Annotated in this window: 27 protein-coding genes and 1 pseudogene; 14 read left to right on the top strand and 14 right to left on the bottom strand. The window is 42.3% G+C overall.

Annotation, left to right across the window (positions count from 1 at the left end):
* Nucleotides 1–154: 154 nt before the first annotated feature.
* From L2744_RS09785 to L2744_RS09740, 10 genes and pseudogenes are all read left to right on the top strand, one after another.
* Nucleotides 155–1219 (top strand): annotated as a pseudogene (locus L2744_RS09785) (oxygen-binding di-iron domain-containing protein); the annotation flags it as partial.
* Between the two features lie 234 nt (nucleotides 1220–1453).
* Nucleotides 1454–1903, top strand: coding sequence for an FAD-dependent oxidoreductase (locus L2744_RS09780; RefSeq protein WP_310796004.1), 450 nt, complete (start codon nucleotides 1454–1456; stop codon nucleotides 1901–1903).
* Nucleotides 1904–1962: 59 nt separating this feature from the next.
* Nucleotides 1963–2346: a hypothetical protein gene (locus L2744_RS21645; protein ID WP_248991736.1), complete on the top strand. Its 384-nt coding sequence runs from the start codon at nucleotides 1963–1965 to the stop codon at nucleotides 2344–2346.
* 44 nt (nucleotides 2347–2390) lie between these two features.
* On the top strand, nucleotides 2391–2729 hold the full coding sequence (locus tag L2744_RS09770; RefSeq protein WP_248991735.1) for a TehB family protein: 339 nt from the start codon (nucleotides 2391–2393) through the stop codon (nucleotides 2727–2729).
* A gap of 165 nt (nucleotides 2730–2894) precedes the next feature.
* Nucleotides 2895–3374 (top strand): hypothetical protein, encoded by a 480-nt coding sequence (locus L2744_RS09765; RefSeq protein ID WP_248991734.1) that lies wholly within the window; start codon nucleotides 2895–2897, stop codon nucleotides 3372–3374.
* A complete protein-coding gene (locus L2744_RS09760; RefSeq protein ID WP_248991733.1) occupies nucleotides 3367–4086 on the top strand; it encodes an EAL domain-containing protein in 720 nt (239 codons plus the stop codon). The genes L2744_RS09765 and L2744_RS09760 overlap by 8 nt, the downstream gene beginning before the upstream one ends.
* A gap of 101 nt (nucleotides 4087–4187) precedes the next feature.
* Nucleotides 4188–5354, top strand: coding sequence for a methyl-accepting chemotaxis protein (locus tag L2744_RS21560; protein WP_283103936.1), 1167 nt, complete (start codon nucleotides 4188–4190; stop codon nucleotides 5352–5354).
* A gap of 408 nt (nucleotides 5355–5762) precedes the next feature.
* Nucleotides 5763–8012 (top strand): nitric-oxide reductase large subunit, encoded by a 2250-nt coding sequence (locus L2744_RS09750; RefSeq protein ID WP_248991732.1) that lies wholly within the window; start codon nucleotides 5763–5765, stop codon nucleotides 8010–8012.
* 432 nt (nucleotides 8013–8444) lie between these two features.
* Nucleotides 8445–8702 carry a prevent-host-death protein gene (locus tag L2744_RS09745; protein ID WP_011846739.1) on the top strand — a complete coding sequence of 86 codons (258 nt, stop codon included), beginning with the start codon at nucleotides 8445–8447 and terminating at the stop codon, nucleotides 8700–8702.
* Nucleotide 8703: 1 nt separating this feature from the next.
* Nucleotides 8704–9051, top strand: a complete 348-nt coding sequence (locus L2744_RS09740; protein WP_248991731.1) for a type II toxin-antitoxin system RelE/ParE family toxin — start codon at nucleotides 8704–8706, stop codon at nucleotides 9049–9051.
* A 37-nt stretch (nucleotides 9052–9088) separates the two neighbouring features.
* Here the strand turns inward: L2744_RS09740 and L2744_RS09735 are convergent, their stop codons facing one another.
* Both L2744_RS09735 and L2744_RS09730 read right to left on the bottom strand, forming a co-directional pair.
* Nucleotides 9089–9706 carry a recombinase family protein gene (locus L2744_RS09735; protein ID WP_248991730.1) on the bottom strand — a complete coding sequence of 206 codons (618 nt, stop codon included), beginning with the start codon at nucleotides 9704–9706 and terminating at the stop codon, nucleotides 9089–9091.
* 207 nt (nucleotides 9707–9913) lie between these two features.
* The gene (locus L2744_RS09730; protein WP_248991729.1) at nucleotides 9914–10120 is read right to left on the bottom strand and encodes a hypothetical protein; all 207 of its coding nucleotides are present in this window, start codon (nucleotides 10118–10120) and stop codon (nucleotides 9914–9916) included.
* Nucleotides 10121–10341: 221 nt separating this feature from the next.
* Between L2744_RS09730 and L2744_RS09725 the strand changes: the two genes are divergently transcribed.
* Both L2744_RS09725 and L2744_RS09720 read left to right on the top strand, forming a co-directional pair.
* Nucleotides 10342–10854, top strand: a complete 513-nt coding sequence (locus L2744_RS09725) for a DUF1993 domain-containing protein (RefSeq protein WP_248991728.1) — start codon at nucleotides 10342–10344, stop codon at nucleotides 10852–10854.
* Between the two features lie 356 nt (nucleotides 10855–11210).
* A complete protein-coding gene (locus tag L2744_RS09720; protein ID WP_248991727.1) occupies nucleotides 11211–11408 on the top strand; it encodes a hypothetical protein in 198 nt (65 codons plus the stop codon).
* A gap of 184 nt (nucleotides 11409–11592) precedes the next feature.
* Here L2744_RS09720 and L2744_RS21785 read toward each other — a convergent pair whose 3' ends face one another.
* Complete coding sequence (locus tag L2744_RS21785) at nucleotides 11593–11811, bottom strand: CBU_0592 family membrane protein (protein ID WP_512700982.1); 219 nt, start codon at nucleotides 11809–11811, stop codon at nucleotides 11593–11595.
* A 513-nt stretch (nucleotides 11812–12324) separates the two neighbouring features.
* Here L2744_RS21785 and L2744_RS09715 point away from each other — a divergent pair.
* The gene (locus L2744_RS09715) at nucleotides 12325–13728 is read left to right on the top strand and encodes an anion permease (protein ID WP_248991726.1); all 1404 of its coding nucleotides are present in this window, start codon (nucleotides 12325–12327) and stop codon (nucleotides 13726–13728) included.
* Nucleotides 13729–13795: 67 nt separating this feature from the next.
* The gene (locus tag L2744_RS09710; protein WP_248991725.1) at nucleotides 13796–15304 is read left to right on the top strand and encodes a fumarate hydratase; all 1509 of its coding nucleotides are present in this window, start codon (nucleotides 13796–13798) and stop codon (nucleotides 15302–15304) included.
* 83 nt (nucleotides 15305–15387) lie between these two features.
* On the opposite strand, the gene L2744_RS09705 is transcribed toward L2744_RS09710, so the two are convergent.
* The 11 genes from L2744_RS09705 to L2744_RS09655 form a co-directional block, all read right to left on the bottom strand.
* Nucleotides 15388–16065 carry a response regulator gene (locus L2744_RS09705; protein WP_248991724.1) on the bottom strand — a complete coding sequence of 226 codons (678 nt, stop codon included), beginning with the start codon at nucleotides 16063–16065 and terminating at the stop codon, nucleotides 15388–15390.
* Nucleotides 16055–17722: an ATP-binding protein gene (locus L2744_RS09700; RefSeq protein WP_248991723.1), complete on the bottom strand. Its 1668-nt coding sequence runs from the start codon at nucleotides 17720–17722 to the stop codon at nucleotides 16055–16057. The genes L2744_RS09705 and L2744_RS09700 overlap by 11 nt, the downstream gene beginning before the upstream one ends.
* 171 nt (nucleotides 17723–17893) lie before the next feature.
* On the bottom strand, nucleotides 17894–18259 hold the full coding sequence (frdD, locus tag L2744_RS09695; protein ID WP_248991722.1) for a fumarate reductase subunit FrdD: 366 nt from the start codon (nucleotides 18257–18259) through the stop codon (nucleotides 17894–17896).
* Nucleotides 18260–18271: 12 nt separating this feature from the next.
* Nucleotides 18272–18655 (bottom strand): fumarate reductase subunit FrdC, encoded by a 384-nt coding sequence (frdC, locus tag L2744_RS09690; protein WP_248991721.1) that lies wholly within the window; start codon nucleotides 18653–18655, stop codon nucleotides 18272–18274.
* 1 nt (nucleotide 18656) lies between these two features.
* Entirely contained in the window at nucleotides 18657–19397 is a 741-nt protein-coding gene (locus L2744_RS09685) for a succinate dehydrogenase/fumarate reductase iron-sulfur subunit (RefSeq protein ID WP_248991720.1), read from the bottom strand.
* Nucleotides 19397–21172 carry a fumarate reductase (quinol) flavoprotein subunit gene (gene frdA / locus L2744_RS09680; RefSeq protein ID WP_248991719.1) on the bottom strand — a complete coding sequence of 592 codons (1776 nt, stop codon included), beginning with the start codon at nucleotides 21170–21172 and terminating at the stop codon, nucleotides 19397–19399. The genes L2744_RS09685 and frdA overlap by 1 nt, the downstream gene beginning before the upstream one ends.
* Nucleotides 21173–21511: 339 nt before the next feature.
* Nucleotides 21512–21988 (bottom strand): GNAT family N-acetyltransferase, encoded by a 477-nt coding sequence (locus L2744_RS09675; RefSeq protein ID WP_248991718.1) that lies wholly within the window; start codon nucleotides 21986–21988, stop codon nucleotides 21512–21514.
* A 102-nt stretch (nucleotides 21989–22090) separates the two neighbouring features.
* Nucleotides 22091–23407 carry a sensor histidine kinase gene (locus L2744_RS09670; RefSeq protein ID WP_248991717.1) on the bottom strand — a complete coding sequence of 439 codons (1317 nt, stop codon included), beginning with the start codon at nucleotides 23405–23407 and terminating at the stop codon, nucleotides 22091–22093.
* 5 nt (nucleotides 23408–23412) lie between these two features.
* A complete protein-coding gene (locus L2744_RS09665; RefSeq protein WP_248991716.1) occupies nucleotides 23413–24072 on the bottom strand; it encodes a winged helix-turn-helix domain-containing protein in 660 nt (219 codons plus the stop codon).
* Nucleotides 24072–24338 (bottom strand): PepSY domain-containing protein, encoded by a 267-nt coding sequence (locus L2744_RS09660; protein ID WP_248991715.1) that lies wholly within the window; start codon nucleotides 24336–24338, stop codon nucleotides 24072–24074. Before L2744_RS09660 ends, L2744_RS09665 begins: the two co-directional genes overlap by 1 nt.
* Nucleotides 24331–24894 (bottom strand): diheme cytochrome c, encoded by a 564-nt coding sequence (locus L2744_RS09655; protein WP_248991714.1) that lies wholly within the window; start codon nucleotides 24892–24894, stop codon nucleotides 24331–24333. Before L2744_RS09655 ends, L2744_RS09660 begins: the two co-directional genes overlap by 8 nt.
* Nucleotides 24895–24946: the final 52 nt, after the last annotated feature.

Here is a 24946-nt window from a genome sequence, read left to right as displayed (position 1 = left end):
TAGATAATAAATGGTATCAAAATGACAGTGATTTTGGCTTTGTCATTTTAACAATGCTATTAAGGTGTTGGATCAAGCTGTTGATATTTAATTGTTTGCACTGTTGGCGCATATAATGCATTGGTGATGGGAGGTAACTATCTTAAGGTAAGACAAAATGACTAAAGGAACGAGTTACAACAGTTATCTAATCTGTGAAGAAAAAACGGTGTTGATAGATAATGTGGACCATAGCTTTAGTTACCAGTTCATCCAGAATCTAGAGATAGAGATTAATCTGAGTGATATCGATTTTATTATCGTTAACCATGCTAAAGAAGACCACTCTGGTGCGTTGTCTGCTCTGATGGAGAAAATACAGGGAACACCAATTTACTGTACTAAAGCAGCAATAGACTCAATTGTTGGTTGCCACCATCATCCTGAATGGAACTTTAAAGCTGTCAAAACGGACGATACTATTGATATAGGGAACGGTAAGCAGCTTATTTTCATTGAAGCTCCAATGCTGCATTGGCCAGATAGTATGATGACCTATCTGACAGGTGACGCAGTACTATACAGTAATGATGCATTTGGTCAGCATTACTGTGATGAGCACTTATTTAATAATGAAGTAGATCAAAATGAACTAATGGAACAGTGTCTTCGCTATTTCGCTAATATCCTCACGTCTTTTAGTAGCTTGGTGAGAGCAAAGATTAAGGAAGTTCTGAGTTTTAATGTTTCAGTCGAAATGATTGCAACTTCTCACTGTATTGTTTGGCGTGATATCCCAACCCAGATTGTGCATCAGTATCTTGAGTGGGCAGACAACTATCAGGAAGACCGAATTACGAACTTCTATGACACTATGTCTAACAACACTCACATGATGGCGGATACCATCGCTCAGGGCATTCACAATATAGATCCAAAAGTTGCTGTGAAGGTGTTTAAGGTCTCTAAGCACGACAAAAATGAGATTCTTACCAATGTGTTTCGTTCTAAAGGATTATTCGTCGGTTCTTCTACTATGAACAATGTGATGATACCTAAGATCGCAGGGATGCTGGAAGAGATCACCGGTCTTAGGTTTAAAAATAAGAAGGCTGGCGCATTTGGGAGCGATGGCTGGAACGGGGGAGCTTTAGACCGTATACATGCTCGCTTAACAGATGTTGGATTTGAAACGATATTAAGCTTAAAAACAAAATGGCGGCCTGATGAAAGATCCCTTAATAATTATCGGTAGCGGCTTTGCTGCTTACTAATTAGTTAAATCACTACGGCGTAAAAACAGCATTATGCAGATTCAATTGTTTATTGCAGATAATGGCGATGAATACAACAAACCAGATCTGAGCCATGTATTCACACGCCGACAGAATGTTAATGATCTTATCTCTATGACGGGATAAGCCTTTGCTGCAAAGTATGACATTGAGCTTTTTACTAACATTAGGGGAAAAATATTAACACTCAGGATCACACCATTCCTTCGGCCAATGGTAATTGTTACCGCTACTCTAGACTTGTATTTGCTACGGGTGCTAGAACCTTTATACCTGCGTTGAGTGGTGATGCTGTTGGTGAATTGGTCACACTTAATAGCTTGGAAGATTATCGTGCCTACCAACAACGGATTACGAATGCGAAACGTATTCTAATCATGGGTGGCGGGCTTATTGGTACTGAATTGGCGATGGATCACGTAACGAGTGGTAAGGAAGTACAAATACTAGAACCCAGTGTCCATCTGATGTCCAACTTGATGCCTCACTTTGTTGTTACCGAGCAGGAAAAACAGTTGCGTAGTGATGGTGTTCAAATTGAATGTTTAGATTATGCGACTGCGATTGAGCATGATGGTACTAGCCTAATAGTGACGACTAAAAAAGGCACACAGTACCAAGCGGACTGAGTAATTTCTGCTGCTGATCTCGTGCCTAATACGGAGTTAGCTAAATAGCCGGAGCTCAGGTGGGTCGTGGAATTGTCGTTGATAAGCAGCTAAAAACCTCTATAGCGGATGTCTATGCTTTAGGTGATTGTGCTGAGATTGATGGCAAAGTATTGGCATTTCTTCAACCAATTGTCCTTAGCGCAAACACACTGCCAAATGTGCTGCTATTTGATCCAACTTTGCTAAATATACCAGCCTTGATGATAAGGATTAAAACACTGAATTATCCAATACAACTTGGCGGACATTATGATCTAAGTTCAAGTTGGCAAGTCAATTTTACTGAGCAGGGGATGATTGCTAAGGCATATAACCAAAACCAGCGCATGACTGGGTTTGTTGTTACACAGGATAACCTGAATCAGGCATTTCCATTATTAAGAGAAATCCAGATCAACTAGGTTTAAAAGTACGTCAAAAACCATTACGGATAGGAAACTAGCTTATGAGCCATCAAAGAATTCCCAAAAACTGGACGATTCAACGTTCTACTCCATTTTTCACTAAAGAAAATGTGCCTGCTGCGCTGCTTTCACACCATAATACTGCAGAGGATGTTTTCGGCCAACTCTGTGTGATGGAAGGTGTTGTTATCTATTATGGTTTTGCTAATGAGAATGCGACAGAACCAGAAATCAAAGTCGTTATTCCTGCTGGTAGTTTTGCTACCAGTCCACCACAATATTGGCACAGGGTTGAGCTAAGTGATGATGCTCAGTTCAATATTAACTTTTGGTCTAATTCAGAACAGAAAGATAAAAAAATGTTCAATACAAAATCATAATTTCAAATTAAGCTCGATGCTATTCATAAAGGTGCTATATGCCTCTTTATGGGTAGCTAAAATAATGCAGGAGAAATTAAATCTATACTTTCGTAGACAGGCTTACGCTCTAATGTAATGATAAGAATTACCCAAATATGGGTTTAGATAGGATTAGGCAGGCACATGGAAAGAGACTATGAAAATATCAGCTTTCGTGAAGCCAGTCAGCAATATGCTGCAACCTGGTCAGGAATATTGATTAAACAACATCTTCAATTAATACAAGAAATTGAAAATGTTTCAAGTTTACTCCCACAAACAATACTTAATTGGTTTTTGCTTGATGCAAAAATAAAGCGTTTGATTAAAGGGGTTAAGGTCCATTTAGAACTAGAGAATACATTTCTTAGTACTGCATTATCGAGTGTAGATATCTCACAAGTACAAAAAAAACAGCTGATAGAGGGTTATAATTCCTTGCAAAACACTTGTGATAAAACGATGACATTGGTCCGAACGCTAATGCTATTTCCCGATAAAGAGAAGGCTAGAGAGGAATATGTATTACAAGTCAGGCAGTTACTGGATGAGTTGTCATCCCGTCTTAAAGAAGAAGATGTGATCTATTCATTCCTGAACTTGACTGGAGTTAATAATGTTTGAGTTCGCTTTTTATGGACAAACCGCACAATTAGACTGGTATGTTCAGGATTTGATAACGTCTTCTCTTAGTTCCGTTTATGGTCAGGAATTATTAACACGAGGTTTTATTAAAGGTAATAATTTGCCGATCCCTACTCATAAGCTATTTGATTTTTTAGGGGAAAATAAAGAAATCATGTTTGCAATGACTTGTCAGCAACTAGCAGACCTTTTTATAAATAAAAATTTATATCATAAAATAAATAATAGCATATGGATAAATATATCAGGTAAAATTATTTCAGATGATCTATTTTTGCGTTTGTGGAATGAAATATTAATACATATAAATGCTGAAGATAAACAGAAACTAGTGCTTGAGATTTGTGAAGATAGCATTAATGACTCACTTGTTGTTGGAAAAATTTCTTATTTACAAAAGTTGGGGTTTAAGATTGCGATGGATGATTTTGGTGCTGGCCACTCTAATCTTATCCGATTGAGTCAAGTTAATTTTGATTTCATAAAATTAGATCTACAGCTAATAAAAAATACTCCCGAAGATTTATGGGCAACGAGTCTTTACAGGGAAATAATCGAGTTATGTTCCTCAAAAGGGGCTTTGATTGTTGCTGAGGGAATCGAGACTAAAGCACAGTCGGACTTTGTTCGCTGGGCAGGAGTTGATATAATTCAAGGTTTTTTTTATTCAAAACCATATCCGCTTATGTAAACATTAAAATGTTGCATTGCATACAATTGATAGTCTGAATTTTAAGTGTTTATTTTTAGATGGTTATCTTATTAAAGTGTTTGGGTTTACAGAGGAAATATATGCGTTCACTATTTATTCGGATGAGGGTTATCCACTGGCTAGGTGCTATTATACTTTTTGTTAATGCTACATTTTTAACTGAAGTTTTACTTTCGCAAATAATCCAATACGTTATAACAGTTTTTCTAATTATTCATGATATAGACGAAAAGGTTTGGGGAGTAGATTCGTTGAAAAATGTTACTGTTTATTTGAAAAACTTTGAAAGGAAAGATCTTTCTGTACCCTGTAAAATTGACAGCCAATACAACAGTGAAATTGATAAAGTTCTTCGTGTAATTAATACATTTAGAGAAAATGTAAAAGGTGCTTTAATCGATATTCAACATCAGGCCATAGCCTCTGATGAAATATCTGTTCTTCTAAAATTAAAGGCTCAAAATATTTTTGGTCGTATCAAAGAGCAGGATAATCGAGTAAGTATTTTGACCGCTCAGATCGAAACCTTAGATAAGACCTCATTAGCTCTACAGTCTAAAGCTGATGAGACGCGTTTGCAGGTAGAAAACACACAAATTGGCCTCCTGCGGTCTAACCAAAATATGGGGGCCATGGTTAATGATTTAGGTTCATTCATTGCAAGTAATGAACAGCTTGAACGGAAGTTCAATCAACTTTCGGAACAAACAATGACTATTGAAGGAGTCGTATCAGCCATCGATAAGCTCGCAGATCAAACAAATCTTTTAGCATTAAATGCAGCTATTGAAGCGGCACGAGCAGGAGAGCACGGTCGTGGCTTTGCAGTTGTTGCGGATGAGGTAAGAAATCTCGCCAAATCAACACAAGACAGCCTAAATGAAATTAACCAAATTATTTCTGGGATATCGAAAGCTGTGCTCGATGCGGGCAGCCAGATGAAATCGCAAACTTCCGCAATTATTTTACTTTCAGATTATACCGCCACTAGCCAGTTAGAACTGAATATTGCTTGTGAAAATATAAGTGAAATTCTGACACTGATTGGGCAAGAGCAAGGCAATGGAAACGTAGATATTAGCTATGTGAACAGATTAGTTGGTGATGTAAGTAAGGAGATAGAAATTCTTAAGATACTCTCAGGATCTAACTCGAGCGATTGTGCTGATCTAGAACAACAAGGAGATTATTTAAATCAAGTTACAGAGAAAATTGTACAACAATTAGGAATGTTTAAAACAAAATAAATGACCTTTACGAATTGGAAATTATAATAATGGTATTCTTCTATTAAACTGATCTTGATTATTGTTTTTCCGAGTTAAAAATTTGGCGCTAAGGTGATTTTTGGTAATTGTAGACTTTACCTCTATAAATTTAGCATAAGTGAAATTATTAATTTATCGTGATGTGTTTTTAAATTATACTCTAATTTTATATGAATAGTTTAAATGAAAACATTTTTGATTAGGCTGCATATTGTAAAAGTAATGCAATGGTGGGTTGGGGTAAATAATAATTAGTAAGTGTTAATGTGATTTAAAAAACGTTATTTGCGATAAGCATTAATATTTAATAAATTAGAGCCGTTGAAAATCAGCTCGTATGAAAATATAAAGTTATTTTAATACATAATAATTATTAGGAGTTATATCATGGAAGAGTACAAAAAATTGTGGTGGACCTTGTTAGGTATCTTCGCCGTTACATTTTCTATATTAGGTTATTTTGGCACAGAGATATATCGAAGTGCGCCTCCGATACCAGCATCATTTGTCTCTACGAATGGTGATATTTTAACAACCGAAGAGCAAATATTGGATGGACAAACGGCTTGGCAATCTGTTGGTGGCATGCAACTGGGATCTGTTTGGGGACATGGTGCGTACCAAGCTCCGGATTGGACAGCTGATTGGTTACATCGTGAACTTCTTGCATGGTTAGATTTAGCCGCTGAAGATGAATTTCATCGTCCGTATTCTGAGCTCACTGGTCAGCAGCAGCATATGCTGCGATATGAGCTTAAGCAAGAGTACAGAACTAATACTTATAATGTTAAGGAGGACATAGTAACTTTATCACCAAGGCGTATAAAAGCGATTGAACAAACTGGCGTTTACTATAGCGCACTTTTTGGTGGTGCACCTGAACTGCAAAAAACACGTGAAAACTATGCTATGAAAGATGTCACTTTGCCTAATCCAGAGCGACGAGCACGTTTATCGGAGTTCTTTTTTTGGACAGCTTGGTCGGCTGCAACTGAACGTACTGACGGCAAGGCGACCTATACAAATAACTGGCCTCATGAGCCATTAATTGACAATAAACCAACAACTGAAAATATCGTTTGGTCCATCATTAGCGTGGTCATTTTGGTTGCCGGCATAGGTGCACTTATTTGGGCATGGGCATTTTTACGTAAAGAAGATGGCGAGCCTGTTGCTCCTGAGCATGACCCTATCTTGTCGTTTAGCTTAACTGCTTCGCAAAAAGCCTTAGCTAAATATTTGTTACTCATTGTTTCTTTATTTACATTCCAAGTATTCATAGGTGGTTTTACTGCACATTATACAATAGAAGGACAAAGTTTCTATGGAATTCAAACCTCAGAGTGGTTTCCTTATAGTTTAGTGCGAACTTGGCATATTCAGTCAGCATTATTCTGGATTGCGACAGGGTTTCTTGCCGCGGGGCTATTTCTTGCTCCTATTATTAATGGTGGAAGAGATCCCAAATTCCAAAAAATGGGGGTAGATATATTATTCTGGGCATTAGTCATCGTAGTTGTTGGTTCGTTCATCGGTAACTATTTAGCAATAGCACAAATAATGCCAGCAAGCCTGAGTTTTTGGTTAGGACACCAAGGTTATGAGTATGTGGATTTAGGTCGTATTTGGCAAATAGGTAAGTTTACAGGAATCGTTTTATGGTTAGTGTTAATGATGCGTTGTATTACTCCAGCGTTACAGCAAAAAGGCGATAAAAATCTCTTAGTATTATTTATGCTATCGGTGATAGCTATAGGCTTATTTTACGGAGCAGGATTCTTTTATGGTGAACGTACGCATATCTCCATCATGGAGTACTGGCGATGGTGGATCGTTCATTTATGGGTAGAGGGTTTCTTTGAAGTATTTGCGACAACCGCATTGGCATTTATTTTTTTCAATATGGGATTAGTAACCAAACGGATGGCAACGGTCGCTTCGTTAGCATCAGCCTCATTGTTTTTGTTAGGAGGAGTTCCTGGGACTTTCCATCATCTATATTTCTCTGGTACAACAACACCAGTAATGGCCGTAGGTGCAACTTTTAGTGCTCTTGAAGTCGTTCCTTTAATAGTGCTCGGTTATGAAGCATGGGAGCATTATAAATTAAAAAATAGAGCCCCTTGGATGGCAAATGTAAAATGGCCGATTATGTATTTTGTTGCTGTTGCATTTTGGAATATGTTAGGTGCAGGTGTATTAGGGTTTATGATTAATCCACCTATTTCCTTATATTATATTCAAGGACTTAACACAACGGCCACTCATGCACATGCTGCATTGTTTGGAGTCTATGGCTTCTTAGCTCTTGGTTTCACGTTACTGGTATTGAGATATATTCGACCGCACTTGATATTTAATGATCGCTTAATGAAAACATCATTTTGGTGGATGAATATTGGCCTAGCATTAATGTTATTTACTAGCCTTTTACCTGTAGGAATTATCCAGTTTATTGCCAGCGCATCTGAAGGTCTCTGGTATGCCCGTAGTGAAGCGCTATTACAAAGTGATACGTTGATAACATTACGCTGGATACGCACCATCGGCGATGTTGTATTTATCGTTGGTGCGTTAGCAGTAACTTTGCAGGTATTTAAAGGTGTATTTTGTACCTCGGGTAATAGTGGTAAATAACATGAAGTCTTTGTACTTGTTAAAGCTGCGGTGATTAAAATACGGTAGCTTTTATTTTAAGGTTATGTGAATTAGTCTAGCCCAGAACCACGCCGTATCATTCATTGCCCTTTGGGCCCATTATGGGCTGCCAGAGGGCATTTTACCCTACAATCAATGGCAAATTGATTTTAACTCATCCTCAGTATTTCCTCTAACATAAGGCTGCTTAGCTTCTATGGTGATCAGTTGTATTTGGTTCACCGTTGAATTACATCCGATATCCCTTTGAACGGATGTTTCACTAAACCGGTTGGCTTAAATCATACGGAATACGTCCAAAAATAATAGGTTTAAATTCGGTCTAAATTTGGTCTTGTTGCTTGTCGCGTGATATAATTATGACCCCTGAATGGGGTTTTCATTTCTCAAAAATCAATCTGGTACAAATCTATGAACATAGAAACAATCAGCTTTTTGAAGAAAAATGCAGCGAGCTTGTCCCTAGATGAGCCGATGATGATTACTCAAAATGGCGTTCCTGCTTACGTTATCGAATCAGTAGCAGATAGAAATCGTCGCGATGAGGCGATTGCTTTACTTAAGTTGGTCAGTTTTGCGAAAAGTGACCAACAAAATGGCCGCACGATGTCATCAAGTGCATTCAAGGAACGCTTGGCGGATCGTAAACTCGCGTTAAAGGATAAGTAGTATGTCTGTGGTGAGACTTCAATATACCAAGACGTTTGAAGATACTGTCGATAGCGCGATATCTCACTACTCACAATGGAATGATGAGATCGCTATTATCGAGCGTATAGAGATGGTTATTGATGCCTTTGAAGCATCCGTGACGCAAAATCCTTTGAGTTACGCACTATGTCAGGAATTAGTTGAGCTTGGCGTTACTCAGGTTAGGCATGCTGTTAAAGAGGATTTTAGAATATTGTATGAGGTCAGTTATGTTAACGGTGAAACCACTATTACAGCGTTGCTTTTTTTGAGCCAACGACAAAGCATACAAAGTCACTTAATTAACCACTGTTTAATATATAAATAACGCGCGTTACCTAGTGATATTAATAACACCTAGTTATTCATGTTGAAGCCTCTACACTCAATTTTACCGCTTTAGCAATGGTAGAACGACTGCATTTAAGCAGACTCTGCACTTGTGACCAGCTTTTCCCTTCATCGAGTAGTAACCGAATATTTTGCCTTAATCCATGGTCAGGCTGACGTCCAAGGTATTTGCCTAAGGTTTTGGCCTTTTCGATGCCTTGCGCCTGTCGCTTTCTTCTTGTCTCGTAATCATCTCTGGCCATTGCCGCGGCTAAATCAATCATGAACTCAGTCAGTACCTTTGCGATCATGGTATGTTCTTCTGTGCCATTTAAGATCCCATGTGTCATTGGCTGGTCAACGACAACAATATGAATATTGGCTTTTACCAATTTACTTTTTAGAACCTTCCATTGCTCGAAGGGGAGGCGAGACAACCTATCGACTTTTTCAATGAGTAAAACATCGCCAGGGTGAGAGTCCATGATCAAGCGCCCAAGTTCAGGCCGTTCAATTTTCGCCCCTGATTGCGTCTCGGTATAAAAACTGGCTATACGAATATTTTTACTTTCTGAAAACTGAACCAACTCATTTCTGGCTCGATTGGCATCTTGTTCATCTGTAGATGCGCGCAGGTAGGCCCGAATAAACATTTTGCCTCATTTGGTTCTTTTAGGGTGTGGTTTATGATGCTAGTGCGAGTAGGGTTTAAAATCAATATATAGCGAACCAATTGGCAGCGGGATGAAGCTAGTTTGCTTGGGGTATCCTTTTAAGGAATACTTTTTTACCTCCCAAAACTGATCAAATATTGATCAGTAAAAAGACAGGTTTTCGTGACCGTGACCACCAAGTTGTCGTTAATTGTCGTTAATTAACAGTCCGATGGTCATCTGGATAATGCTAATTAAATCAATTGACAACAATTTAGGCAAAATAGGTAACGCGCTAAAATCCATATCTGCACGGCCTGTCACGCCGGGGGTCGCGGGTTCGAGTCCCGTCCGCTCCGCCAACATTAAGAGATAAGCCTCATCGAAAGATGAGGCTTTTTTCGTTAATGACATTTATTGACTATTATTGTTTTCTAGACAATTCGACGGTTTATTTCAACAGAGATCCTTCAACCTTCCTCCAGTTTTTTCATATACTTAATCTATTTTCTATAAGAATATAAATTGTTAAGCTAAAGCTTATGTTTGATGGGCATTGAAATTGGTTTATTTGCCCCCAAATAGAGTAAAGTGCTGCATCTTTGTTTGTAGCGTCCATCAGGGAGGTCGATGCCATGCTTTATGATTTAACGGTTGTACAATTTAGCAAGATGCTGAAAAATTTAAGCGTTATTCTTGAAAAAGGCGAATATTTCGCAAACCTTAAAAAAGTCGATATGGCGGTTCTATTAAACTCGCGTTTAGCGCCGGATCAATTCAATCTTATTCGCCAGATCCAAATTGCTTGCGATACTGCCAAAATTGGCGTAGCCCGTTTAACTGGCAATTTGGATACAGTGCCAAAGCACGATGATACTGAGATAACACTTCCTGAGTTACAGGCGCGCATTACTTCAGTGTTGGATTATCTTGCACAATTCAAAGAGGAAGATTTTGCGAATGCGGCTGCTGTTCATGTGTCGCAACCACGTTGGGAAGGAAAATATCTTACCGGATATGAATTTGCAATTGAACATGCAATTCCAAATCTTTATTTTCATATTACAACGGCTTACGCGATTTTGCGTCATAATGGCGTTGATGTTGGTAAAAAAGATTATCTTGGTCCTATGTCATATAAGTCGTAAATGTAGGCCAACTGTAGTACTGTTGCGTAACTTAAATGTTACGCAGCAGAGTTTGCCGCTCTTATTTATTGTATTACTCACTTGTCCTCTATCTCTGGGTTATGCCGCTGAGTCGATTTATTTTGTTAGGTGATAAAGTAAATCGATACTTAATTGCTTCTCATATTAGTCAGATTGTCACTCAGTTTTAATCTATTGATTGAGTGATTGTATTGAGTACAACATTTCGACAGTTAGCGTGCAAAACGTCATATATTTATTGGTGTATTAGTCGCTATACCTAACCTGTTTATTGGAATTGAGCAGGGTTTACAGAATGAGCCTGTTGTGGGTTCAATTTAAAGGAGTTAACCACTATGTCTATCGAATCTCAGGTTATTGGAAGTCCGGCTCTTGATTTGCCAACGAAACGTAAGAAAGTCAAAAAAGCCGTCATAACGAATGGATTGCGTCTTAAAGATAAGTTAACCCAAGAGACCCGCCGTAGAATTGAAATTTTGCATGAGCAGCGTTTGCTATCTAACCGTTTCGGTGTGGATATTGTGATTGATTAAAGCAGCATAGTGATTGTTTCTTCATAATGTTTAGAGCCCATGCTTTTATTAAGCGTGGGCTTGTTTTTAGCGAAAATTTATTAGAATGACTTCAGTTACACTGTGAAGTGGTCAGTACTAGCTAATACCATGATTGATATTGATATTGATATTGATATTGATATTATCACTCACTATTTTTGTATCAGTGAATAAATCCTCCCGCCCTTGCAATACCAATAACCCCAATCAGGATCCAAAATCCATTCAGTAAAGTGTAAGCGCTATCCCTACGTAATGCGGCACACCATGTCAGTAACACTGCATCTATAGTATTGAATATCCAAACAAACATAAAAGGACTTTCTGGTCCGAGCCAACTAACGAGTGAAAAACTAAAGATCCTCATTAACACGCCTACCATTTCGAAGGTTCGCATGTTTGCCGTTATACAGGCGTTAATTTTTGTAAAGTGCAAAGCCATTGCCCACTACGTTTCTGAGTTAAACCTGCTCAATATCTGAACTTTGATTGATTAACTACACTGTATGCTATTAAAAGGTCAAATTGCTGGCATGCCAACATATGCTTTGATAGTTACTAAGGTAGGTACGGTTAAAAAATGACAATAAAGTAACTAATTCTCAAATGTTTACTGACACGCTCAATTAGATGCAAATGGGGCTGGGACTTACATAGACAGTTTTTTCCACGCCATTAGAGCCATTGTGACCTCTTAATCCACGCAAAAAGTTACATAAGTACTTTTAAGAAACAAAAAACAAACAAAGTTACATAAAACTCCCCCTCGCCTATTTAATTTTCGATTTTGGTTAAGGTTACGGCGTAACTCAAACCTATGTTGCAGCAGTGGAAATGTGTGATGTTTCGCCGCTTTGCAGCAATAACTTCAAATAAATTTAAATTGGTGCTTACCATGAATAAAAAAATCATCTCATGGCTGATTATGTTGGCAGTAGGTGGTGGAATTTGGTTGACTCCTGTACCAGCGGGCGTTGATCCAACTGCCTGGCACTTGTTAGCCATTTTTGCTGCAACTGTGTTAGGTCTTATCCTAGAGCCTATTCCAATGGGTGCCGTTGCTATCGGGGGAATAACAATAACGGCGTTAACAGGAACGTTGACGATTAAAGAGTCACTGACAGGGTTCTCTAATGACGTTATTTGGTTAATTGTGACAGCTTTTTTCATCTCAAGAGCGTTTATCAAGAGCGGGCTAGGAGCACGCATTGGTTTTGTGTTTATGAGATTACTTGGCAAAAAAACACTGAGTCTATCCTATGGCTTGCTGTTAACAGATTTGATCCTAGCGCCAGCGATTCCATCTAATACTGCCCGTACAGGCGGGATTGTGTTTCCTCTGGCTAACTCAGTCGCAGATGCCTACGGCTCAAAAGCGGAAGATGGCACTTCGGGTAAGATAGGTAGCTTCCTGATGACAACGGTTTTTCATGGCACGACTATCACTGGTGCTATGTTTCTAACCGGTATGGCTGCTAATCCTCTTGCGGCGAAATTAGCTGCGGATATGGGGGTAGAGATCACTTGGGGTCAATGGGCTTTAGCTGCATTAGTTCCGGGGATTGTGGCGCTCATATTAATGCCATTGTTTGCTTACATGCTAAATAAACCGAGTATTACATCTACTCCACAAGCCCCTCAGATTGCTGCAAGAGCCCTTGCTGATATGGGTAAAATGAAGCTAACGGAGTGGACTACTCTGGGGACTTTTATTGCCTTAATCGCGCTCTGGATTGGTGGGCCTGCATTAGGCGTCAGCGGTACAACTGCTGCCATGGTTGGTTTAATCATACTCGTGACAGCTAATGTGCTCAGTTGGGATGATGTGCTGAAGGAAAAAGGGGCTTGGAATACGCTGGTTTGGTTTTCCGCGCTGGTGATGATGGCCACTTTCCTAAACAAGCTTGGTCTGATTACATGGTTTGGTACCAATATCGCCGCTAATCTGAGTGGTTTAGATTGGCCAGTTGCACTGTTTTCATTGGTATTAATCTACTTTTACATCCATTACGCCTTTGCATCTGCAACTGCCCACGTTGCTGCACTTTATTCTGTATTTCTTGCAGTGGCGATCCAACTAGGTGCTCCAGGTCTTCTAGCGGCGCTTATCTTTGGTTTTACTTCTAACTTATATGCCTGTGGTACTCACTACGGAACTGGGCCTGCACCTATCCTTTTTGGGGCTGGCCATGTGTCACTGCCTAAATGGTGGAGCGTAGGTTTTGCAATGGGATTATTACAAATCACCATTTGGACCCTTGTGGGCGGAATTTGGTGGAAAGTGATCGGGCTATATTAATCATGTATCGGGCGCGGTATTTATTTCCCCTCGCCCTTGCTTGCTGTAAATAATACAAGGGAACGTTATGACAACTATAAAGAAAGTCGATTTTATTGACAGTATCGAAGATGCGCTTCAATACATCTCCTACTATCATCCACTGGATTTTATTCGCGCGATGGAAAAGGCGTACCACGCTGAGAAAAGTGTCGCGGCTAAAGATGCTATTGCCCAAATATTGATTAACTCAAGAATGGCTGCAGAAGGTAAGCGTCCTATCTGCCAAGATACGGGGATTGTGACTTGCTTTGTCAAAATTGGCATGCAAGTACAGTGGGATACCGATATGACGGTACAGGAAATGGTTGATGAAGGTACTAAGAGAGCCTACAGCAGTATAACCAATCCATTGCGGATGTCGGTCGTCTCCGATCCTGCTGGCGCCCGTAAAAACACGAATACCAATGGTCCTGCGGTCGTCCATATAGAAATGGTTCCCGGCGATAAAGTTGATATTATGATCGCGGCCAAGGGCGGCGGCTCAGAGAACAAGACTAAAATGGCGATGCTAAACCCATCGGATGATATTGCGGCATGGGTGGAGAAAACGGTACCGCTAATGGGCGCTGGTTGGTGTCCACCTGGCATGTTGGGTATTGGTATCGGTGGTACGGCCGAAAAAGCGGCATTGATGGCGAAAGAAGCGCTGATGGGCTCTGTTGATATCCACGAATTACAGGAGCGGGGAGCACAAACTGCCGAAGAAGTGTTGCGCTTAGATATTTTTGAACGTGTGAACAAACTCGGTATTGGCGCGCAAGGTTTAGGTGGGATGACCACAGTTGTGGATATCAAAATCAAAACCGCACCTACACATGCAGCATCCAAACCCGTATGTATTATTCCGAATTGTGCAGCAACGCGGCACGTGCATTTTACATTAGATGGCAATGGGCCAGCTAAGTTAACCCCACCCAAGCTTGCCGATTGGCCAGAGGTAACGTGGGAAGTGGGTAATAATGTACGTCGAGTAGATGTAAATAAACTTACAAAAGCCGATATCGCTGAGTGGCGCTCTGGTGAAACGGTTCTGCTCTCAGGTAAAATTCTCACCGGTCGTGATGCCGCCCATAAACGTATTCAAGACATGCTTGCGCGGGGAGAATCTTTCCCTGTTGATTTCCAGAATCGTTTTATCTACTACGTAGGTCCAGTAGATGCCGTGGGTGATGAAGTGGTTGGCCCTGCAGGCCCAACGACCTCGACCCGTATGGATAAGTTCACCGATATGATGCTAGAGCAAGCGGGCTTAATGGGTATGATTGGTAAATCGGAGCGTGGTGCTGCTACGGTTGAATCGATTAAGAAAAATCAAGCCGTGTATTTGATGGCCGTAGGTGGCGCGGCATACTTAGTGGCAAAGGCGATTAAGTCAGCCAAGATCCTTGCATTCGAAGATCTTGGAATGGAAGCCATTTATGAGTTTGATGTTGAAGATATGCCAGTGACTGTCGCCGTGGATAGCCTAGGCGGAAATGTGCACGAAACCGGGCCACAAACCTGGAAACTCAAAATTGCCGAAATGACTGCCTAATATATTTACCCCTGCAAATTAGGCGGTTAGAAGCAATACTAACGGTAACCAACAGATAAACATCTGTTGGTTACCGTTTTTCATTAGCCAAGCAAATCAACATCAATCAGTTGGTAGACCCTGCTTGGACGCCCACCCGTTTTATAGTTCAATACCATTTTTATCACCCCCTCTGATTCAAGATATTCCAGATAGCGGCGGATGGTGATGCGACTGACATTCATGCGGTCACTAATATCGTCCCCAGAAAAATCAGTTAGTTGTTCTTTTCTGAGGATCTCTTTTAGCGTATCGAGTGTATTGGCATCAATCCCTTTAGGCGTTCGCCGCATGGGGAGGTTTGTGCGTTTGCCTAGGATATGATCGATCACACATTGATCCATGGTTTCATGGCATGCCAGTTTTTGTCGATACAGCTTGTAATCATCGAGTGCTTGGCGAACCCTCGACATACGCAGTGGTTTTACGAGGTAATCACTCACACCGAGTTGGACTACTTGTTCAACGGTAGTAGCCTCGCGTTCAGCGGTTGTCATAATGAAATAACAATTAGCTCCTTGACTGCGCAGTTGTTTGATCACATCAATTCCACTGCCATCGGGCAAGGTAATGTCCACAAAAACCAGTTGAGGTGTATAGAGATTGTAGTGCATCAGTGCATCTTGATAGGTTTCACTGACGACAACGACTTCGAAATCGGGATGTTGATGAATGATAGATTCCAAGGCGTAACTAGCCTTAGGATCATCCTCAATAATCATGGTGGTGACTTTCTGCCTCATAGCGTTTTACTTCGCTCTTCTCAATGTAAATGGAGAATAAAGTGGTGTTATCCTCGGTGCGTTCCCAATCGAGGCTCCCACTAAACTGTTTTACAAGTTCGTTAACCAGATATAACCCTATTCCAGATTGTTCATGCTCTGTCTTGCTGGTGACCCCAAAATCAAAAATGGTATCGGCTATCTCTGGCATAACCCCCGAACCACTATCTTGAACTTCTAAAATAATATGTTGACTGCGATCACTAACATAAACCTGTACTTCTGGTGGTGCATTATTGCGATTACTCGAAGCGGCAAGAATAGCATTGTCGATGAGATTCCCCAGAATGGTGGCCAACTTCTCAGAGACTAGCTTACTGTAATTGAGAAGATTATTGTCCTCGTCTAGCACATATTTTACGTTGGCTTCTGTCGCTTTATTGTATTTTGCCAGCAGGATAGAGGCCACTAAACTGTTATGAATGGAGCGTACAATATTACCGATAATACGTTGATGGCCCTTACTCTCACGGTCGATAAACTCTATGACTTCATCATAATGCTTTAACTGTAGCATGCCTGATAATACATTGAGTTTGTTTGAATACTCGTGGGTTTTACTTCGCAGCTGTTCAGAATAGTTTTTATAGTGAAGCAGCTCTTTTCTAAGGTCGTTAAGCTCCATATCCGCAAGAAAAATAATCACGTAACCGTGTTGCTCTTGGTTTATTTGCCATGGATAAATACACACTCTGTAATCGAGTTTACCTAATCGGAGCCGCTCGGAGGACGCTTCTCTATGGCTGGCCTTAGTTATCTGACTCAGCGCTGACGAAAAATGTGACAATGGCTGTCCGATATAATCTTGTTTACTCATGCTACCCATAGGTAAAACCTGAGTCGCGATATCATTGATGGCTGAGATGGTGAAATCATTACTGACCGAAATAATGGGATCATGGATGGCATTGAAAATACGGTCATGCTCCATTAATCGTTTTATCACTAACTCTGGCTCGAGGTATTGCATGGTACGTTTTAATTTTGATAACACCACGATAATCAGCAATACGGCAATCATTAAAACTAAGATGACAACAAAGAGGAGATTGGCGTGGCTTTGAAGGAAGAGCAGGCTCACTTCCTTGGTAAGAATACCGACACATACCGCGCCAATGACTTCACCATTGCTGATGACAGGGGAAAAACTGCGAATAGCGGGGCCAAGTGAACCTTCGGCAAAGGTACTGACTTTAATTCCCTCACTTAATACGGGTTTGAGGTCATCTCCCACAAAGGGATGATATAGTTTTGATTCTTCAGGATGGCTCAGGCGTATAGCTTCTTTATTCACCACAACAATAAAAGAGACACTAGTCTGAGCACGGAGATTTTCAATATAAGATCGGATCGATACTTCTGGTGTTACATTAGCGCGCTCAACAGCCTCAATGACCACGGGATCTAGTGCAAGAATACTGGCTAATTCTAATCCACGCTGCTTAAGGCTCTCATCATGGGTGGATTTTAGGAGATGAAAAGTTGCCGCCACCATAATGATCAAGATCAACACCATTGCCATAAAAATGCTGGTAATCAAATGTTTCTTGAATTTCATCGGTTTGACTAAGTCAAATCGCTTATCGGTGGCAAGCATAGACCATCCTATAGGGTGAGTGTTTACATCAATAATATCTTAGCTATTTAAATAGCCAAAAACCCCAAAATGTAGGCAATCTCATTTTGAGGTTGTTTGGCGATAGCTAACAGAAATAGGCAGAACAATTCTGCCTATCATACCTCTGAAACCATCAACTTAACGATATAGTTAACTTAACTGTATTACCCAAACCGTAGCAAGTACCGTCACCAAGGCCGCAGCTAAGTAGCAAGCGTATTTGCCAACGGAACCTAAGTGGATTTGTAAGTCATGCAAGCCATGGTGAACTCGGTGCATCGCATGCCACATAGGTAGGGATAAAGACAGCACGGTAAACCCGCCACCGATGGGGCTACTGACAAATGCATAAACCTTGTCATAGCTGATATCTACCAATCCAAATCCATGTAAGGGCAACAGGATCCCCATCACGAGTACGGTTACCGGTGTAATCATGGCAAACCAAACGCCACCCGCGCCGAACAGGCCCCACCAAATGGGTTCATCAGAGCGCTTTGGTGAATAATTGATCATAATATTCTCCTACTAAATACAGGCTATCGCCACGAGTGACACTAGCACTAACAGTAACCACTGAACCCCAACGATTACGCCAGTTGGCACTACTTTTTCACCCAGCTTAATTGGCATCACCTGGGGCATCATGCTGAAGAATGTCTTGGCATGATAGAGTGCACCAATCAATGCCAAAACATTGATAAGTAACATGACTGGGTGAGACGAAAAGTAAATCCAGTTGCTCCAAGCATCGCTGCTTGAGACCAGAGCAAATAAACCTGCGCAAAGATTCAGTGTGAATAGGATCAGCGGCACTATGGTTAATTCTCGCACCATATACCAACTGAAGAAGTTATTCTCGGACCACCAAGCTCTCTGCATAGGACGAACATAGGGTTTGCGGTTTTGCATCTTATGCCTCCTTCATCGTTATCATGTTAATGATAAAATCTTTAGCTGACTCAACCTTGCTCTGGTTTACCGCCGCCGCAGGATCGACATGTTTAGGGCACACCTTTGAACAATATCCAACGAAGGTACAACCCCAGGCACCGTCCTTACCGTTGATAAGTTTCATGCGTTCAACTTTGCCAAGATCACGACTATCTAAGTTATATCTGTGGGCAAGCGTGATGGCGGCAGGACCGATAAACTCAGGGTTCAAACCAAACTGCGGGCACGCTGCGTAGCACAAACCACAGTTGATACAACCTGCAAACTGCTTGTATTTGGCCATTTGTGCCGGAGTTTGTAGATTTGGCCCGTCTTCAGGTTTGCGATCATTGCCAATGATATAAGGTTTCATTGCCTCTAATCGTTCAAGGAAGGGAGCTTTGTCGACCACGAGATCTTTCTCAATGGCAAAGTTGGCGAGTGGCTCAAGCGTGACACCCTCTGGGTAGTCGCGCAAAAAGGTTTTACAGGCCAGTTTAGGCACTTTGTTAACCATCACACCACAGGAACCACAAATCGCCATGCGACAAGACCAGCGATAGGATAAAGACTTATCCATATGATCTTTAATATAAGCTAACGCATCCTGTATCGAGGTCGTGTTATCCGCAGGAACTTTAAACGTCTCAAGAAAGGGTTCGTTATTCTTTTCTGGATCGTATCTAAGGATATTAACAGTCTGAATATTATGCTCAGTCATTAGACTTTCTCCTGCTGTTTTGCGGCGTCACCATACAGGCGCGCTTGAGGTTGAGACTTAGTGATCTTCACCTCGCTGTACTTGATGGTTGGCACAGCATTAGGGTTATAGAGTGCAAGGGAGTGTTTTAGATAATCCTTGTCATTACGCGAGTTGCAGTCTTCATCGAGCCGTTGGTGGGCTCCACGGGATTCTCGGCGTTGAATTGCTGAGTGCGCCATGGCCTCGGCAACATCTAAACTAAAGCCTACTTCAATGGCATAGAGCAGATCGGTATTGAATACTTTGCCCTTATCGGTGATTTGAATGTTTTTATAACGTAAACGTAACTCGGCAAGCTTATCAATCGTAGCCTGCATGCCTGCTTCATCACGGTAGATACCACAACCAGATTCCATGCTCTTACACATTTCAGTACGTACATCAGACCAGTTTTCGGTACCTTTCTGGGCTAATAGTGCATCGAGACGGGCTTCAACTGCTGCTGCTTGGTCATTAATAGCATCGTAGTTCCATCCTTGGAATTCTGCGGCGCGCTTAGCCGCTGTCTCACCGGCTAATCTGCCAAATACAACAAGCTCTGCCAGCGAATTAGAACCAAGGCGGTTAGCACCGTGTAAGCCAACTGAAGAACATTCACCAACGGCAAACAAACCTTTAATTTGGGTTTCAGTTTGAGGATCGGTTTCAAGACCTCCCATGGTGTAATGGGCGGTAGGGCGAATAGGAATGGGTTCTTTAGCTGGGTCTACGTTGACATAGGCTTTTGCAAGCTCACAGATAAAGGGTAAGCGCTCTTTGAGATAGTCTTCACCTAAGTGGCGTAAATCTAAGTGAACCACATCTCCTAAAGGATGTTTGATAGTATTTCCCTTACGTTGCTCATGCCAAAATGCTTGAGAAACCTTATCGCGAGGGCCTAATTCCATGTATTTGTTTTGTGGTTGACCAACAGGGGTTTCTGGCCCTAGACCATAATCCTGCAGATAACGGTAACCGTTTTTATTCACCATGATGCCGCCTTCACCGCGGCATCCTTCCGTCATCAAAATCCCCGTGCCGGGTAAACCCGTTGGGTGATATTGCACAAACTCCATATCGCGGAGTGGTACGCCATGACGATAGGCAATAGCCATTCCATCGCCTGTTACTATGCCGCCATTGGTGTTGAAGTGGTAGACACGGCCACCGCCACCTGTTGCTAAGATCACCGATTTGGCTTTAAAGCAAACTAGCTCGCCTTCGGCAATGCACAGGGCGATAACACCTTGCACTTCATTATCGACAACGATGAGATCCAGTACGAAGAACTCGTCATAGCGCACGATATTGCTGTACTTCATCGACGTTTGGAACAGGGTATGCAACATGTGAAAACCGGTTTTGTCGGCCGCAAACCAAGTTCGTTCAATCTTCATTCCACCAAAACGGCGCACGTTAATTTCACCGTTAGGTTTTCGGCTCCACGGACAACCCCATAGCTCTAACTGGGTCATTTCACGTAGCGCATTCTCGACGAAATACTCGACAACGTCCTGTTCACATAGCCAGTCGCCACCGGCAACCGTATCATTGAAATGGTTATCCAGACTGTCTTCATCTTTAATTACCGCAGCCGAGCCGCCTTCGGCAGCAACGGTATGCGAACGCATTGGATATACTTTGGAAATGAGAGCGATACTTAGCTTTGGATTAGCCTCTGCTGCAGCAATTGCTGCGCGAAGACCCGCGCCACCAGCGCCGATGACCGCCACATCTGTGGTTATGGTTTTCAAAATTATCCCTCCAGCAGGAATGATGTTTATCTGTTCAAAACGGACGGTATAGGTAGGGTCACGTTTTTACTCGTATCTCGGAATCATCAAAACTCAATCAATAAATGATGTTTCTTGAGTGGATCTGTCGTCTGATTTATTTTCGATGTGAGTATAACAACGGCAAAAATCCTAAAACTGGGGGTAGGCGATATTGAAACTAAGTGCGCTTTTGTAACTTATTTATCCTTATTAACTTAAATTGTTATCACAAAAACAACTGGATATGGGGTAGGGTCGATCGAGTAAACGAGCTAAAAACTTGAGGAAATTGTCCTATTGTGAAGTTTGCTAATGCCTCTATTTATTTGGGCTAGTCAACTTATATTCCATTATCGTGACCATCTCGCCCTTATACTCTTCCCGTGAAATCATTGACCAACCCAGTGCCTGATAAAAATCGGCTTTATCTGCGGTAAACAAATAGATTTTCTGCAAACCAATCGCTTTGGCGTGGTCAACTACGGCATTGACGAGCAACTTACCCAGTCCTTTATTTCTATGGTTGGCATTCACATACACATTTGCGAGCCAAGGACTTAGGTCGGTTCGGCTGTCCATATCCGCGGCGATTAATGACGATGATCCCATCACTTGATTTGCCTGTTCGCAGATAAACATCTTAGGCATAGCTGCATCAGTTAAATACTCGTTCATTTCTGCAATCAGCGTGGTGACTGAAGCATCCGCAGGACTCAAATGTGCCCATGCTTGATGATGCCACTCCGCCAATTGTGGAATGTGTTGCGGGGCAGATTTTAGGTCGATAACTTTCATATAAATCTCTAGACTGATTGGGGAAAGGGGTTTGAATGGGTTAATTATACCCTCTATTTGCTTGCATGAACTCAGTGGTCACAGGCCGAGTGAGTATACCGCTTAATTCGGGAGCGGCAGAAATACGCTGGCTTTGAGTCCGCCTTGTTTCGCATGGCTAAAACTGAGTTCGCCTTGATAGCTGTCGATGATATCTTTGCAGATAGACAATCCTAAACCATGGCCTTGGATGCTTTCATCTAGCCGAATGCCGCGTTCAATGATGATCGACAGCGCGGTATCTGAGACGCCTTCGCCATCGTCACTCACTTCTATCCCATAGCCTGAGGTTGGAACGTTCTGTTGGCTGATACGGATCTCAATGTTTTTGCGGCCATGTTTGCAGGCGTTATCCAACAAATTACCTAAGAGCTCGAGTAAGTCATCCCGATCAAACGGCATTACTAAGCCGCTCGCGTAATGGCTTTGAATGACGCGATCTGGGTAGATGCGTTGCATCACTTGAATAAGCGGCGCGAGATCGTCATCGAGGACGGTATAACGCCCAGGAGTGGACAGGCCGACAATCTTAGTCCGCTTAAGCTCTCTCTCGATGATGTGGTGCAGGTTTGATAGCACCTTGCTGCCCTCACTCCTTTGTTCCGGTGGTAGGCTTTCTAGGTAGGATTGTAGCCCTTGTAGCGGACGTTTCATTTCATGGGCCAAGTTACCCAGAGCATTGCGGGAGCGTTGCACTCGTTGGCCCAATTGATTGACTAAGCGATCTATCTCTTCAATCAGCGGGACGATTTCACTCGGTACTTTGGCGGGATTGATTTCTTGCCCTTGGGTGCGCATCTGCCGTATGGCTTCGGGCATCTGTTCTAAGGGTTTAAAGCCGCGTTTCAGTAGCTGATGCTGGGCCATTAATAGGATGATAATCGTGAGTAACACGGCTGCGGTGGCAAAGGCTAAAAACTGCACTTGGGTTTGTTCAAGCGAGCTAATATCTTCTGTCACCCACAGAGTAACTAATTGATCATCTTTGATAACGGCCTGACTAAACATCAGCCAATGCTCTTTGCTGACAAACTCAGTGGCTTGGTGTTGCTCGCCCGCTTTTAGCTGAGGAATATTCACGTCTTGATCGAATAGGGAGCGTGAACGCAGATTTGAATCGCCGATTTGAATGGCAAAATAATGCCCAGAATTGACCCTGTGGTACACATTAGGTAAACGGTCGGTGGTGAGTGCCCAAGCCCCATCGGGATTTTTATTAAGGGCGGAGATCAGGCTGTCGGCATCGTGTTGTAGACGCGAAGCGACAAAGTCTTGGGTTAATGCTTGGATACCTTGATACAGAAAATACAGTAACAGCACCATGGCAAAGGTGAGCATAATCAGCAGATTGCGCGTTAGATAACCCTTGAGTGAATACACGCCATTTACTCCTTGAGTCGATAACCTTGGCCGCGGCGGGTTTCGATATAATCCTTGCCTAAGCGTTGGCGCAGGCGGTTGACGTACACTTCGATGACATTGCTGTCTTTGATGTGATCTTCTTCGTAAATGCGCTCACTCAGCTCGGACTTAGAGACGATTTTGCTGGGGTTGACCATTAAGTAATGCAGCAGACGATATTCAATCTTGGTCAGTTCTATCACTTCGCCGTCGACATTGGTGACCGCCTGTTTGTCGACATCGAGGGAGACACCCGCATGTTGTAGCACATTGTCGGCGCGGCCAAAGTGGCGGCGGATCAACACTTCGAGCCTTGCGAGTAGTTCTTCAATGTGAAAAGGCTTGCCGAGGTAGTCATCGGCCCCAGCCTTGAGGCCGTCGACCCGTTCGTGCCACGCATCACGGGCGGTGAGAATAAGCACTGGCATAGCCAAGCCTTTTTGTCGCCATTGGCCAAGGACTTGTAAACCGGGTTTGCCGGGCAAGCCGAGATCGAGGATAACGGCTTCGAAGTTTTCTTCTTCGCCTAAAAAGGCACCGTCGATACCGTTATCTGTGTGTTCGACGGTATAGCCCGCCTTGTTAAGGGCGGGAATGAGGCGCGCGACCAGATCGATATCATCTTCAATCAATAGCAAACGCATCAGTCGACCTTTTCCTTTAGCCACTCGCCGGTTTTGGCGTCAATTTTGATTTCATACACTATGCCATCCTCGCGGAGGATTTCGAGCTCGTAGATGATACGACCATGTTTCTGCTCGACTTCTAAGTCCAGCAGCCGTCCCTGTAGGCGTGATTCGTAGCGTTGCATTATGGTGTCGAAGGGTAAAACCTTGCCCTCCTTAACCCACTCGACCACCTTGCTTGAAAGATCATCGTCGTGGGCATCAGTGCTTGGACTGCTAATCATCCCAACGGCCAAAGCCAGGAATATTAACGGTATCTTCATCGAATATGCCCTTCTCTGCGAGGTTGTGACAATTGCTGCATTGACTGAATGAACCGACTTTTGGGTTATCTTGCACCATTCGCTTTGGGATCTCATCGTGTTTGCGAATAAAAAATGCCTGTTCTGTGATCTTTTGCGGCCCCATGCCCGCGAGCAGCGGCGTACTGTTTTTCATCACCTTACCATTTTGCGCTGCATGTTGAACTAGATATTCCTCAATTCTAGCAGTGACTTGAGGATCTACGCTGGCGTTGTCACCAAAGTGATTTTCTAAATTTTCCGTAATGGCGCGCCACTTGTCGGCGGGGAGTAAATTGGCTGGATAGGCCATATGGCAACTGCCACATTCTGCAATGTATTCCGCATTCTGTGGAATGTTGCGGCTGAGCTCGCGGCCATCGTCCGCATAGCCTGTACCCGTTAAGGTTAGGCTGACGCCGATAACGCCGATAGCTAATGCCGCGGCCGTGAGTGATGAGCCTAGGAGCCAGCTAATGGGGTGAGCTTGTTGAGTCATGATATCTTCCTTTTGTGCCGTTACCTTTAATTGAAGGCAGTGAATTTAATTG

The sequence above is a fragment of the Shewanella profunda genome, assembly GCF_023283765.1.
GTDB lineage: Bacteria > Pseudomonadota > Gammaproteobacteria > Enterobacterales > Shewanellaceae > Shewanella > Shewanella profunda.
Note: the sequence above shows the minus strand (reverse complement) of the source record. Positions and strands in the feature narration are given on the sequence as shown.